The organism is Agrobacterium sp. NPDC089420 (genome assembly GCF_044900305.1).
In the GTDB taxonomy this organism is placed as follows: domain Bacteria; phylum Pseudomonadota; class Alphaproteobacteria; order Rhizobiales; family Rhizobiaceae; genus Agrobacterium.
Map to the genome: position 1 here is coordinate 23,912 of NZ_JBJDMY010000017.1, position 14,050 is coordinate 37,961.

The 14,050-nt window shown below is 60.2% G+C and carries 12 protein-coding genes; 6 read left to right on the plus strand and 6 right to left on the minus strand.

Features of this window, described 5'->3' with window-relative positions; genetic code table 11:
• The first annotated feature begins 272 nt into the window (after positions 1–272).
• Complete coding sequence (locus ACI2KA_RS22010) at positions 273–467, plus strand: hypothetical protein (protein ID WP_404504588.1); 195 nt, start codon at positions 273–275, stop codon at positions 465–467.
• 52 nt (positions 468–519) lie between these two features.
• Here ACI2KA_RS22010 and ACI2KA_RS22015 read toward each other — a convergent pair whose 3' ends face one another.
• Positions 520–1,365: an endonuclease/exonuclease/phosphatase family protein gene (locus ACI2KA_RS22015; protein ID WP_404504589.1), complete on the minus strand. Its 846-nt coding sequence runs from the start codon at positions 1,363–1,365 to the stop codon at positions 520–522.
• A 49-nt stretch (positions 1,366–1,414) separates the two neighbouring features.
• On the minus strand, positions 1,415–2,875 hold the full coding sequence (locus ACI2KA_RS22020; protein WP_404504669.1) for a phosphatidylserine/phosphatidylglycerophosphate/cardiolipin synthase family protein: 1,461 nt from the start codon (positions 2,873–2,875) through the stop codon (positions 1,415–1,417).
• A 275-nt stretch (positions 2,876–3,150) separates the two neighbouring features.
• On the opposite strand from ACI2KA_RS22020, the gene pdxY reads away from it, so the two are divergent.
• A complete protein-coding gene (pdxY, locus tag ACI2KA_RS22025; protein WP_404504590.1) occupies positions 3,151–4,026 on the plus strand; it encodes a pyridoxal kinase PdxY in 876 nt (291 codons plus the stop codon).
• A 74-nt stretch (positions 4,027–4,100) separates the two neighbouring features.
• Positions 4,101–4,742, plus strand: a complete 642-nt coding sequence (locus ACI2KA_RS22030; RefSeq protein ID WP_404504591.1) for a carbonic anhydrase — start codon at positions 4,101–4,103, stop codon at positions 4,740–4,742.
• Between the two features lie 199 nt (positions 4,743–4,941).
• Here ACI2KA_RS22030 and ACI2KA_RS22035 read toward each other — a convergent pair whose 3' ends face one another.
• Both ACI2KA_RS22035 and ACI2KA_RS22040 read right to left on the minus strand, forming a co-directional pair.
• Positions 4,942–5,757: a lytic transglycosylase domain-containing protein gene (locus ACI2KA_RS22035; RefSeq protein WP_404504592.1), complete on the minus strand. Its 816-nt coding sequence runs from the start codon at positions 5,755–5,757 to the stop codon at positions 4,942–4,944.
• 214 nt (positions 5,758–5,971) lie between these two features.
• Positions 5,972–7,006 carry an aspartate-semialdehyde dehydrogenase gene (locus tag ACI2KA_RS22040; RefSeq protein WP_404504593.1) on the minus strand — a complete coding sequence of 345 codons (1,035 nt, stop codon included), beginning with the start codon at positions 7,004–7,006 and terminating at the stop codon, positions 5,972–5,974.
• A 507-nt stretch (positions 7,007–7,513) separates the two neighbouring features.
• On the opposite strand from ACI2KA_RS22040, the gene ACI2KA_RS22045 reads away from it, so the two are divergent.
• The 3 genes from ACI2KA_RS22045 to ACI2KA_RS22055 all read left to right on the plus strand — a co-directional run bounded on the left by ACI2KA_RS22045 (position 7,514) and on the right by ACI2KA_RS22055 (position 12,624).
• A complete protein-coding gene (locus tag ACI2KA_RS22045) occupies positions 7,514–9,397 on the plus strand; it encodes an MFS transporter (RefSeq protein ID WP_404504595.1) in 1,884 nt (627 codons plus the stop codon).
• 197 nt (positions 9,398–9,594) lie between these two features.
• A complete protein-coding gene (locus tag ACI2KA_RS22050; protein ID WP_404504596.1) occupies positions 9,595–11,169 on the plus strand; it encodes a Re/Si-specific NAD(P)(+) transhydrogenase subunit alpha in 1,575 nt (524 codons plus the stop codon).
• A 21-nt stretch (positions 11,170–11,190) separates the two neighbouring features.
• Positions 11,191–12,624: an NAD(P)(+) transhydrogenase (Re/Si-specific) subunit beta gene (locus ACI2KA_RS22055; RefSeq protein ID WP_404504597.1), complete on the plus strand. Its 1,434-nt coding sequence runs from the start codon at positions 11,191–11,193 to the stop codon at positions 12,622–12,624.
• A gap of 271 nt (positions 12,625–12,895) precedes the next feature.
• On the opposite strand, the gene rutF is transcribed toward ACI2KA_RS22055, so the two are convergent.
• Together rutF and ACI2KA_RS22065 are read right to left on the minus strand one after the other, a co-directional pair.
• Positions 12,896–13,420 (minus strand): NADH-dependent FMN reductase RutF, encoded by a 525-nt coding sequence (gene rutF, locus ACI2KA_RS22060; protein WP_404504598.1) that lies wholly within the window; start codon positions 13,418–13,420, stop codon positions 12,896–12,898.
• Between the two features lie 26 nt (positions 13,421–13,446).
• On the minus strand, positions 13,447–14,037 hold the full coding sequence (locus ACI2KA_RS22065) for a malonic semialdehyde reductase (protein ID WP_404504599.1): 591 nt from the start codon (positions 14,035–14,037) through the stop codon (positions 13,447–13,449).
• Positions 14,038–14,050: the final 13 nt, after the last annotated feature.

The window sequence follows — 14,050 nt, forward strand, 5'->3', positions numbered from 1 at the left end:
CGCCACCTTCAAAGCAAGCCCGCCGCGCATCATCAGATGCGCGGCGTTTTTCATGGCCAAAGATATTTATGCGGTTCTCCTGAAATTGAATCAGTTTCAAATGCTTAACTGAAATAAGCACCGATATTGCACCGCATTATAACTGCCAAAAAGAAATATAGCCTCACCCGTTGACGGAAACCCGAAGAAACAATGCTATTTTATGCTTTGTATTTTGTGGTAATTTCCAGGAACTGGGTGATTCGGACTAAATGATTTAGTTCAGGGGCGACATGATGGAGCAGGACTACGAAAACTGGGCAACCACCGTTGCCTATTCGATAGTGATGCATGAGGGTCTTGATCTGGCGCTTTCCGCCCAGAATCTGGACAGGAGCAAGACCCGGAACAATCGCGAGCGGCTGATGGAAGCCATTCGCACCTCGTTGCTCGAAGCCCGCTCACGCAGCCATCTGACGACCGCATGAGGGCTTCGACCGGCTCTGGACGCCTCCTGCGGCACGCCATGCCGTGACAAGGTCAAGCCTGAAGCAGATCGGTCCGGACTGCGGCCTTCAGCGGCAGGTGATCGGAAGCGATCCGCGCCAGCACGCTGTCATGCGCCTCCACCTGCTCGACCAGCCCTTCACGATTGGCGATGATCCGGTCCAGCGCCAGCACCGGCAGGTTGGAGGGAAAACTCGGCACCGCCGGCGGCAGCGCGCCGAAAGCATCCCGGAACGTATTGAGCGACGAGCCATTGCCGAGGCGCCATTCGTTGAGATCTCCCATCAGGATGGTCGCGCATTCGTTGCGCGCCTCCAGAAGCCCGACCAGCGCCTTGGCCTGCTGGGCGCGGGAATGTCTGAGAAGGCCGAAATGGGCGGCGATGATCCTGAGCGTGCCGCCGCGTTTGAGATCCAGCTCAACGACGAGCGCGCCGCGCGGCTCCAGCCCCGGCAATTTCAGCGTATGCACATCCCGAACCGCGCCTTCCTTGAACAGCACGACATTGCCGTGCCAGCCATGCGCCTTCACGCCGGCCTGCACCGGCACGGGAATGAGGCCGCTTTCCCGTTCCAGCCGGGCAAGGTCGAGCAGGCCGGTGCGCTCGCCAAAACGGCTGTCCGCTTCCTGAAGGGCAATGATATCGGCACCGATTTCCTGAATGACACGGCTGGTGCGGTCGGGATCGAACTTGCGGTCGCGGCCGACGCATTTATGCACATTGTAGGAAGCGATGACGGGGAAGGAATGATCTTTCGTCGCCGGCACCGCATTCTGGCGCTGGCGACGGTCGCGCAGCGACCGCATGACGAAGGCGGGCAGGCTGGTATTTTTCGCAAGCGCCGTTTTTTCACTGTCCAGCAAACCGTTCTTTTTCACGCGTCAGTGCCTCCGGTCCAGCGCATCGGTCCTGTCGGACGCAGGCGCTCTAAAGATAGGGCGAAGCGAGCCACAGGACACGCTCCACGAAACGGACAACGAATGGGCGCGCATTCAGTTCGCTGAGCCGCACCGGCAAGGCGGTTGCCCGCGCATCCCGGATACGGTCCCCGATCGTCCCGGCGAATTCTTCGTCCATGACTTCGAGATCGATCTCGAAATTCAGCCGCAGCGAACGCGGATCGAGATTGGAAGAACCGATATAGGTCCAGCGCCCGTCGATCACCAGAAGCTTGGAGTGATTGAAAGCCCCCGTCGCCCGCCAGATGCGGCAATAATTCTTCAGCATCTGGTCGAACTGCGCCGTCATCGCCCTGTCCACAAGCACCAGATTGTTGCTTTTCGGCACGATGATATCCACCACGACTCCCCGCCTCGCTGCGGTGATCAGCGCCGAAATAAGCTCCCGATCGGGGAGAAAATAGGGCGACATGACAAGAATGGAGGAGCGGGCCACCGAAAAGGCCCCCATCAGCATCTTGTGGCTGGTTTCGATGCTCTTGTCCGGCCCCGAGGAGGAAACGCGCGCGACGATCTGCGAGCCCGGCACACCGTCAGGAATGGCGATATCCCAGACCGGCGTGTCCAGAAGCTCACCCGTGGTAAAACGCCAGTCTTCCGCGGCGATGGAGAAAAAATCCGACACCACCGGCCCGGCGATCTTGAAATGCGTGTCATGCGACTGTTTCTCCCCGCCGAATTCCCGGGTGAAACCTTCGCGGATATTCATGCCGCCGCTAAACACCATTCGCCCGTCCACCACGAGGATCTTGCGGTGGGTGCGCAGATTGGCATAGGGCAGCCGCAGCCCCATGATGACGTTGCCGTTGAAGACATCGGCGACGATGCCCTTTTCCCGCAGCGTCGGCAGGATGCTCGGCACGGAATAACGCGCACCCACGGCATCGATGAGCACCCTGACTTCCACGCCCCGCAATTTTGCCCGCTCCAGCGCATCAACGAAGCGGGCGCCGATCCTGTCATTATCGAAAATATATGTTTCGAGAATGATCGACCGCTTCGCCTCGCCGATCGCCTCCAGCATGGCGGCATAAGCGACGTCACCCGTCACCAGCGGCTCGATGGCATTGCCGGTCGTCAGCGCGTGGCGTGTCACCCGGTCGCCAAGCGTCTTCATCGCCTCGAAACGGCGGCCGAAGCGTGTGGCGACCAGCTCGCCCTCCGCATCGAAACGCGCCACGCGATCCATGATCTCGTCCTGCATGAAGGACCGCTGCTGGGTAATGTTCGACCGGCGGATGCGGTTGATGCCGGCAATGGCATAAATGACCGCGCCGACAATGGGCGACAGCACGATGACGCCCACCCAGCCAAGCGCGGAGCGGACCTCCTCCTTCGTCATTGTGGCATGCACGGCCGCCACGGTTCCCATCAAAATGGAGAGGACGGCAAGGATATGGGGCCAATAGGCGACGACGAGATCGAGCATGTTGCAACTATAGGGCATCGTGCCGAAAAGTGTAACGCGGTTTTCGGAGAACCCGATGCGCAAACAAAAAGATAGCGCCATGAACCGATCGCGGTGACACGGCGCTGCCCGGCAACGGCGGAACGCCGGAACCCATCCATGCTTTTGCGGGACAGACCCTTGCGGGATTAACGGTGGAAACCGGCCTTGCGATATGTCATGAGAGCGCATCTTGATCTTTGGGCAGGAGCAGCACTTGCGGGCTTTCTGCGGCGTTGGACAGCAAGAAGGCCGTGATGCAGGAAAATACACAGGGCGCCGTCATCGTCATTTCCAGCCACGTCATGCGTGGCTCCGTCGGCAACCGCGCCGCCGTTTTTGCGCTCGAGACGCTGGGTTATCCCGTCTGGGCGGTGCCGACCATCGTCATGCCCTGGCATCCCGGCCATGGCCCTTCCACCCGCATGCGCTTTCAGGACGACGATTTCGACAAGGCGATGACCGACCTCGAAAACGCCAAATGGATCGGCGAGGTCAAGGCTGTTCTGACCGGTTATTTCGGAAGTGCGGCGCAGGTGCGCTCCGTCGCAAGGCTGATCCGCAATCTGAAGGAAAAGAACCCGGCGCTGATTTACGCCTGCGACCCGGTCATGGGCGATCTCGGCGGGCTCTATATTCCGCTTGAGACCGCCGAAGCCATCCGCGACCACCTCATCCCGCTTGCCACCGTCGCGACACCGAACCGTTACGAACTGGCCTGGATGAGCGGCGCCGAGCTTGAGACCAACAACGCGATCATGGATGCCGCGCTCGCACTCGGCCCGCCGAAAATGCTGGTCACATCGGCCGTGCCGATGATGACGGGCGGCACCGGCAATCTTTACCTCAGCGGCCGCCACGCGCTGCTGGCCGAACATCGCGCCATCGAGAATGCGCCGAACGGCCTCGGGGACCTGATGTCGGCGCTGTTCCTCGCCCGCCTGCTGGAAGGACTGGACGATGAAAAGGCGCTGCAGCTCGCAACTGCCAGCGTCTTCGAAATTCTGGCCCGCACCAAAAAGCGCGGCATGAACGAACTGACGCTGGAGACGGACTCCTCAAGCCTCTCCACGCCCATGGCCATGGTGCAGATGCGTCATCTCTTGCATCCTTCGCGCAGCAAGCGCAAATAGCGGCTAAAGGATTGGTCTTCAACGCACCGAGTTCTTCTCTTGATCTTGGTCCAAGCACAACGGTACTGCGATAGATGAAAGATTTTCCGGAAAACCTCCTCAACGGCTACAAGAACTTCATGAGCGGCCGCTATTCCGATGAGCGCGAAAGATACCGCGTTCTGGCGGAAACCGGGCAGAAGCCGCAGACGCTGTTCATTGCCTGTTGTGACTCCCGTTCGGCGCCGGAAACCATTTTCGACTGCGGGCCGGGAGAGCTTTTCGTCGTTCGCAACGTCGCCAACATGGTGCCGCCCTTCGAGCCCGACGGCCAGTATCACGCCACCTCCGCGGCCATCGAATATGCCGTGCAGGTTCTGAAGGTGAAGGATATCGTGGTCATGGGCCATGGACGCTGCGGCGGCATTCAGGCAGCGCTCGATCCCAATCTCGAGCCACTGTCGCCGGGCGATTTCATCGGCAAGTGGATGAACATGGTCAAATCCGCGGCCGAACAGATCCAGAGCAATGATGTCATGACCGCCTCCGAGCGGCAGACGGCGCTGGAACGCGTCTCCATCCGCAACTCCATCGCCAATCTGCGCGGTTTCCCCTTCGTGAAGGCGCAGGAGACGGCCGGCAAGGTGAAGCTGCACGGCGCATGGTTCGATATTTCGACCGGCGAATTGTGGGTGATGGATGGCAAAACGGGCGATTTTCGCCGCCCGGACCTGTGAGGAACAGGTTTTAGATCAAAAGAGCGACGCGGTCGTATCAGCCCAAGTCCAACGGCTACCAACCTCTCCTTCGTCATCCTCGGGTCAAGCCCGAGGACGTCGTCGATTATGTGGGGAACCTCTGTCGGAAACGCCGCAGCTGGATGCCGGATCAAGTCCGGCATGACGGAAGCGAAACTTTGGTCCGTGGAAAGCGGCCTTATTGGCCGTCGATCGCCTTGCCGATAAAGGCGATGGCCTGCTGGTAGACGCTTGCGGCGTTCCAGCCCTGGATGGCGGCGTAATTCGCCTGTCCCTGCTGATAACCGGCACCGCGCTGCCAGCCATGGCCGACGAGGAAGTTCGCGGTGGAGGCCAGCGCATCGGCGCGCGAGCCGACGAGATCGATGCGGCCGTCGCGGTCGAAATCGACACCGTAACGAACGACGTTCAGCGGCAGGAACTGCGTCTGGCCGATTTCACCATGCGCCGCACCCTTGGCATTGACGTTGAGCGAACCACTGCCGACGAGCTTCAGCGCCGCATAAAGCTGCTCGGTGAAATAATCCGAACGGCGGCAGTCAAAGGAGAGCGTCGCCACGGCAGACAGCGTGTGCTGGTTGCCCATGAAGCCGCCAAAGCCGGTTTCCATGCCCCAGATGGCAAGCAGCGGGCCGGCCGGCACGCCATAGGCGCGCTCGATGGAAGCAAACAGGGCGGCATTGTTCTTCTTCATGGTCTTGCCGCGGGAAATGATCGTCTGACCGCCGCGCTTCTGCATGAACTGTTCGAAGGACAGCTTGAAACTGTGCTGGCCGCGATCGGCGCGGATCGTCGCCTGGTTGTAGGAGACGTTGGAGAAAGCGCGATCGAGAACCGAGGCGCTGACGCCGCGGCCGGCCGCTTCCTGCTTGAAGGCGCTGACCCAGGCGTCGAAGCCCGCCGAAGTGTTGCCGCATTGCGCCGCCAAAACCGGCGTCGCCGCCAGAACCGAGACCATGGCCACACCAGCCAGAATTGCCTTCATTGCCCGCATCAAAATCTGCCTTCGATATATTTTGGGGAATTCTTCCCGAGAACCAAACCGTCAATACTGCATGATTCAGGGACCAAACCGCTATTTGGCTGCCTAAATTGCCTTTCGGCAGCAAGGCCTGCAAATAAACTGGCCGTGATCGTCACCAATGGCGAAACCCGCCTGCCCCACACAGAACAGACGGGTTATACTTAACGAACCTTAAAAAATCGTATCAGGCAGCCGCCTTGCGGGGCTTGATGAAACCACGATTGATCAGCAGTTCGGCGATCTGGACGGCGTTGAGGGCGGCACCCTTGCGCAGATTGTCGGAAACCACCCACAGGTTGAGGCCGTTTTCGACCGTCGCATCTTCGCGGATACGCGAAATATACGTCGCATCCTCACCGGCGGATTCGACCGGGGTGACGTAACCGCCGTTTTCGCGCTTGTCGATGACGAGGCAACCCGGCGCTTCGCGCAGGATATCGCGCGCCTGATCGGCGGTGATCTCGTTTTCGAACTCGATATTGACCGATTCAGAATGGCCGATGAAGACCGGAACGCGCACGGCCGTGCAGGTGACCTTGATCTTCGGATCGAGCATCTTCTTGGTTTCGGCCAGAACCTTCCACTCTTCCTTGGTGTAGCCGTCTTCCATGAAGACGTCGATATGCGGAATGACGTTGAAGGCGATGCGCTTGGTAAACTTCTTGGCCTCGACCGGATCGGCCACGAAGACGGCGCGGGTCTGCTGGAACAGCTCGTCCATGCCTTCCTTGCCGGCACCGGAAACCGACTGGTAGGTGGAGACGACGACGCGCTTGATCTTGGCGAAGTCATGCAGCGGCTTCAGTGCGACGACGAGCTGGGCCGTGGAGCAATTGGGGTTGGCGATGATGTTCTTCTTGGTGAAACCAGCAACCGCATCGGCATTGACTTCCGGAACAATCAGCGGAACGTCCTGATCGTAGCGCCATGCGGAAGAGTTGTCGATGACGACGCAGCCCTGCTGGCCGATCTTCGGCGACCACTTCTTGGAGACATCGCCGCCGGCCGACATCAGGCAAATATCCGTGTCGGAAAAATCGTAGTTTTCGAGGTTCGAGACCTTCAGCGTGCGGTCGCCATAGGACACTTCCGTACCCTGCGAGCGGGCGGAAGCCAGCGGCACGACTTCATCGGCGGGAAAACCGCGTTCGGCCAGGATATTGAGCATTTCGCGACCGACGTTGCCGGTGGCCCCTGCAATTGCAACTTTGAAACCCATGATCAAGCTCTCTTTCTGTCTCTCCTCTTTTTGGTGAGGTGGGAACCCGCATCAGATCGCGGCTTCCTCGATCCCCGGCCAAACCGGGGAGAGAGCGGTGGCCAGAGACGTCAGACGGTTTTAATCGTCGTTTTGGCCGTAATTCGGATAGAATGAGAAAGGCGCGGATCATCGCCGGCCAATTGTGCCGGTCCTTCCATGACAATCATGTGTGCAACATGCCTGCTCAAGGTCGTGCTCCTTCTTCGCGAGAAGCTATTAGAAGGTTTCTCAGTTGTGTCAAGAAAAAAGGCGCGCTTCCGGCCGGCCGATGCGCGCTGGCAAAAACGGCCCTGCGACATTTTTGCACGTTATATATTAGACTAAAGTCATAATCCGAAAGCATTGCTCTTATTGGGGTTAATTTTCTGTCACTCTGCCACTCCGCGCATTGCAGCCGCAAGGCGAGTCCGGAGGAGAGAGATGGGCTCTGCAATGCGTCGATTGGACATCTGTGGAGGACAGAAAATGGCAAATGTTGCAGCCGCAAGCGGCGCCGCCCGTCCCATGACGGGTGAGGAGAAGAAGGTGATTTTCGCCTCTTCTCTCGGAACAGTCTTCGAATGGTATGATTTTTATCTGTACGGCTCGCTTGCGATCTATATCGGCGCGAATTTCTTCAGCCAATATCCGGAAACGACACGCAACATCTTCGCGCTTCTGGCCTTTGCCGCCGGCTTTCTCGTGCGCCCCTTCGGCGCGCTGGTCTTCGGCCGCCTGGGCGACATTGTCGGCCGCAAATATACCTTCCTCGTCACGATCCTCATTATGGGCGTTTCGACCTTCCTCGTCGGCATCCTGCCGAGCGCATCGCAGATCGGCATTGCAGCCCCGATCATCCTGATCATCCTGCGCATGCTGCAGGGCCTGGCGCTCGGCGGTGAATATGGCGGCGCCGCGACTTACGTGGCCGAACACGCGCCCAACGGCCGCAGGGGTTATTACACCTCGTGGATCCAGACGACGGCGACGCTCGGCCTGTTCCTGTCGCTGGTGGTCATCCTCGGCGTGCAGTTCGCACTCGGCAAGGAAGCCTTCGCCGCCTGGGGCTGGCGCATTCCCTTCCTCGTTTCGGTTCTGCTGCTCGGCGTATCGGTGTGGATCCGTCTGAAAATGAACGAATCCCCCGCCTTCAAGAAGATGAAGGAAGAGGGCAAGACCTCCAAGGCGCCGCTCAGCGAAGCCTTCGGCCAGTGGAAAAACGCCAAGATCGCCCTGATAGCCCTCGTCGGCGCCGTCATCGGCCAGGCCGTCGTCTGGTACACCGGCCAGTTCTATGCGCTGTTCTTCCTGCAGAGCATTCTGAAAGTGGATGGTCAGTCCGCCAATATCATGGTTGCGGCGGCCCTCATCCTCGGCACCGGCTTCTTCGTGCTGTTTGGCTGGCTGTCCGACAAGATCGGCCGCAAGCCGATCATCATGGCCGGTCTCATTCTCGCGATGCTGACCTATTTCCCGCTGTTCAAGGCGCTGACATGGGCGGGCAACCCGGCCCTTGCGCAGGCGCAGTCCAGCGTTCGCGCAACCGTGACCGCCGCCCCCGGCGATTGCAAATTCCAGTTCAACCCGACAGGCACGGCGAAATTCACTACATCCTGCGATATCGCCACCTCGTTCCTGACGCGCAATTCGGTTCCCTATGACGTCGTTACGGGAACGGCCGGTCAGCCGGCAAGCGTCAAGATCGGCGACGCCACGATCGCCAGCTACGACGCGATCGCGGCCGGTGCCAATGCGGCCGCACAGGACAGGGCCTTCCAGAAACAGGTCAACATCGCGTTGCACGACGGCGGTTACCCGCTGGTGCGCGGCGCAGCGCAGGTGCCGGACGCCAAGCTGGATGCCTTCATCGCCGCCAACCCGGAACTGAACCTCAATGCGGAAGCGGTTCGCACCACCGACAAAAAGATGGTTGCGACCGACAAGCTGGTGGCGGACAAGCTGCTGACACCGGCCGAGGCCGCCGGAGCGGCGGAAATGGCCGTCTACAGCATCGCCGGTGGCGGCGCCTTTGCTATGGTTGCCGATCCGGCTGCCGTGAACTGGGTGGTCATCATCGCGGTTCTGACCGTGCTCGTGATCTATGTGACGATGGTCTACGGCCCGATCGCGGCGCTGCTGGTCGAACTGTTCCCGACCCGCATCCGCTACTCCGGCATGTCGCTGCCCTACCACATCGGCAATGGCTGGTTCGGCGGCCTTCTGCCCGCCACCGCCTTTGCGATGAGTGCGGCGAAGGGCGACATCTATTATGGCCTCTGGTATCCGATCATCTTCGCGGGCATCACGCTGGTCGTCGGCCTGCTGTTCCTGCCGGAAACCAAGGATCGCGACATCCACGCCATGGATTGAGCCATAGCCTGATCGACATCTTTCGAAACCCGGCGCCCAGGCGCCGGGTTTTTTATTGCGCGGCACGCCGGAATATCGAAAGAGCCTGTCGCAGGGGGCTGTCATTCCGTCGCAGGCAAGACAAAATCAATATGAAGACAAAGCCCCCCTGAATAGGATATGACCCCCCTATATTATCAGGCAGAGGGAGAGCCATTTTGAGAATCGGGACGCCTAAGGAATTATATGAGGGCGAGGCGCGCGTCGGCATGACGCCCGACAGCGCGCAAGGCCTGCAGAAACTCGGATATGATTGCATTCTCGAAACCGGTGCGGGCAAGGCGGCTGGATTTTCCGACGACGCCTATCGCGCAGCCGGTGTGACGATCGTCGACAGCGCCGAAGCGCTTTTCGCCGGATCCGACATCATCGCCAAGGTTCGTCCGCCGGAAACGTCGGAGATTGATCGCCTGTCTTCGGACAAGACGCTGATCTCGTTCTTCTATCCCGCCCAGAACAAGGACCTTCTGGAGCAGGCCAGGGAAAAGGGCACAAATGTCATCGCCATGGACATGGTGCCGCGCATTTCCCGCGCCCAGAAGATGGACGCGCTGTCCTCCATGGCCAATATCGCCGGTTATCGCGCGGTGATCGAGGCCGGCAATAATTTCGGCCGCTTCTTCACGGGCCAGGTCACCGCCGCCGGCAAGGTGCCGCCCGCCAAGGTGCTGGTGATCGGCGCGGGCGTTGCCGGTCTTGCCGCCATCGGCACGGCCACCTCGCTCGGCGCCATCACCTATGCCTTCGACGTTCGCCCGGAAGTGGCCGAACAGATCGAAAGCATGGGCGCTGAGTTCGTCTATCTCGATTTCGCCGATCAGCAGCAGGATGGCGCAGCGACCGGCGGTTACGCCGCCCCCTCCTCGCCGGAATTCCGCGAGAAGCAGCTCGAAAAATTCCGCGAACTCGCGCCGCAGATCGATATCGTCATCACCACGGCGCTCATTCCCGGCCGCGACGCCCCGAAACTGTGGCTCGCCGACATGGTGGCGATGATGAAGCCGGGTTCGGTCATCATCGACCTCGCCGCCGAACGCGGCGGCAATTGCGATCTCACGGTTCCCGACAGCCGTGTCGTGTCCGACAATGGCGTCATCGTCATCGGTTACACCGATTTCCCGAGCCGCATGGCGGCGCAGGCCTCGACGCTCTATGCCACCAATATCCGTCACATGATGACCGATCTGACGCCGGCTAAGGACGGCAAGGTCGTTCACAACATGGAAGACGACGTCATCCGCGGTGCGACCGTTGCCTATCAGAGCGAGATAACCTTCCCGCCGCCGCCGCCGAAAATCCAGGCGATCGCCGCGCAGAAGCCGAAGGAAAAAGCCAGGGAACTTACGCCGGAGGAAAAACACGCCAAGGAACGGGCCGAGTTCAAAGCGCAGACGAAGAACCAGGTCGGGCTGCTTGTCGCCGGCACGGCCATCCTGCTGCTCGTCGGTCTTTATGCGCCGGCAAGCTTCATGAGCCACTTCATCGTCTTCGTGCTGGCCTGCTTCGTCGGCTTCCAGGTCATCTGGAATGTCAGCCACTCGCTGCACACGCCGCTGATGGCGGTAACCAACGCGATTTCCGGCATCGTCATCCTCGGCGCGCTGCTGCAGATCGGGTCCGGCAACTGGCTGGTGGTGATCCTCGCCTCGCTTTCCGTCCTGATCGCGACGATCAACATCGTCGGCGGTTTCCTCGTGACACGGCGCATGCTCGCCATGTTCCAGAAGTCGTAAGCCAAGCGGGGATCTTTTTAAATGACCATTGGTATCGTTTCCGCGGCCTATGTTGCCGCAGCCGTTCTCTTCATCCTCTCTCTCGGCGGTCTTTCCGGACAGGAAAGCGCCAAACGCGCCGTCTGGTACGGCATTGTCGGCATGGGCCTTGCCGTGGTCGCCACGGTCTTCGGGCCTGATGTCGGCATAGGCTTCATCGTGCTGTTGATGATCGCGGGTGGTTCCGTCCTCGGTTATTACGTCGCAAACCGCGTGCAGATGACCGAAATGCCGCAGCTTGTGGCAGCCCTTCACTCCTTTGTCGGCCTTGCCGCCGTCTTCATCGGCTTTAACGCCCATATCGAGGAAGCGCATGTCGCCTCGCTTGACGAGACCGCACGTTCGTTGCTGACCGGCTTTTCCGCCATCCTCGCCCACAAGACGCCGGTGGAACTGGCGATCATGAAGGTCGAGGTCTTCCTCGGCGTCTTCATCGGCGCCGTCACCTTCACCGGCTCGGTCGTCGCCTTCGGCAAGCTTGCCGGCAAGGTGGACGGCAAGGCGAAGAAGCTGCCGGGCGGACACATCCTCAATGCCGGCGCCGCAATCCTGTCGCTCGTGCTGCTCATCATGTATTGCAACGGCGCTGGAGCATGGACGCTGGTGCTGATGACGCTTGCCGCCTTCTTCATCGGTTACCACCTGATCATGGGCATCGGCGGTGCCGATATGCCGGTGGTGGTTTCGATGCTGAACAGCTATTCCGGCTGGGCGGCGGCGGCGATCGGCTTCACGCTCGGCAACGATCTCTTGATCGTCACCGGCGCGCTGGTCGGCTCCTCGGGTGCGATCCTGTCCTACATCATGTGCAAGGCCATGAACCGCTCCTTCGTCTCCGTCATTCTCGGCGGCTTTGGCGGCACCACGGGTCCGGCGATGGAAATCGAGGGCGAGCAGGTGGCAATCGACGCCGAAGGCGTGGCGGCGGCGCTCAACGATGCCGACAGCATCATCATCGTGCCGGGCTACGGCATGGCGGTGGCGCAGGCGCAGAGCGCAGTCTCGGAACTCACCCGCAAACTGCGCGCCGATGGCAAGACCGTGCGCTTCGCCATCCACCCCGTCGCTGGCCGTCTTCCCGGCCACATGAACGTGCTGCTGGCGGAAGCCAAGGTGCCTTACGACATCGTGCTGGAAATGGACGAGATCAACGACGACTTCCCCAATACCGACGTCGTCATCGTCATCGGCTCCAACGACATCGTCAACCCGGCAGCCCAGGACGATCCGAACTCCCCGATTGCCGGCATGCCGGTTCTGGAAGTATGGAAATCGAAGCTCGTCATCGTCTCCAAGCGCGGCCAGGGCACGGGTTATTCCGGCATCGAGAACCCGTTGTTCTACAAGGACAATACGCGGATGTTCTACGGTGACGCCAAGAAGTCGATCAACGATCTTCTGCCGCTGATCAAGTAATGAAAAGGGCGTTTCCGGGAGACCGGGAACGCCTTCGAATTTCTGAGAAACGACGATACTTTTCGTCCGTCATGCCGGACTTGATCCGGCATCCAGCCACGGCGCGTCTGCGACGTGAAAAGAGTCTTACGCGATCAAGGACTTGATCGCGCTGGACCCCGGATCAAGTCCGGGGTGACGGTGTACGGATGCTACGGCCGCGCCAAACGGAACCGTTCCGCGGGACTTTGTCGATAGACTGCCGCCACTTCCAACTTTCAAAAGACCGCGCTCAGAGCACCCGGTAGCGACGGTTGAAATACATCAGCGCCTCATCGCCTTCATTGATCTTCATATCCACAACCTCGCAGATCAGAATATCATGCGTGCCGCCGTCATGCGCCTCGCGGATGCGGCAGTCGAAGGAAACGAGCGCATCTTCCAGAACCGGAGCACCGGTTTCGAGCACGCCCCAGCTGCCGGCGGCGAAACGCTCTTCCGCCGGGGTCTTGCCGCCGAAAAGCGTGCTCAGCACTTCGTGATGCGCAGCGAGCGTGTTGACGCAGACGACGCCATTGGCGTTGACCACCCTGTAGGCGGAAGAATTGCGGTTGAGGCAGACGAGAAGCGTGGGCGGATTATCGGAAACGCTGCAGACGGCCGTCGCGGCAAAGCCGGCGCGGCCTGCCGCACCATCCGTGGTGACGATGTTGACCGCCGCACCGAGCCGCGCCATCGCGTTTCTATAATCGAGGCTGCGTTGCTCGGCAGTCTTCGTCTCCATTTCCGCTTCCTTTTCAAGAGACATCATCTGCATCTAACCCATCCTTCCTTAACAGGCCATCAAGCCAGCACGCAGGCGTCTTCAAAGGGAAGGCGCGGCAGACGGCCGAAGAGCTTCGACGGATCGCCATGGCCGAGATTGATCAGGAAATTGGACTTCCACGTCGTGCCGGCAAAAAACGCGGCATCCACCTTGCCCTTGTCGAAACCGGACATTGCCCCGGTATCCAGTCCCAACGAACGGGCGGCCAGGATGAGGTAACCCGCCTGCAGCGTGGCGTTGCGGAACGCCGTTTCCTCGGCCACGGCCGGGCTGGACGTGAACCACGACCGGGCATCGGCATGCGGAAACAGCACCGGCAGCTTCTCGTAAAATTCACCATCGATGGCGGCGATGACCGTAACGGGCGCCGCCATGGTCTTTTCCAGATTGCCGGAAGACAGCGCGGGCCGGAGCTTTTCCTTGGCTTCCGGACTGCGCACGAACACGAAACGCCCCGGCGAGCAATTGGCCGATGTCGGCCCCATCTTCGTCAGATCGTACAGGGCACGCAGCGTCTCGTCACTGATCGGCTTGTCCGTCCAGCCGTTATGGGTGCGTGCCTCGGTGAAAAGCGTTGCCAATGCCTCGGTGTCCAGTGCTTTCGTCATCTTGCTCTAAAAT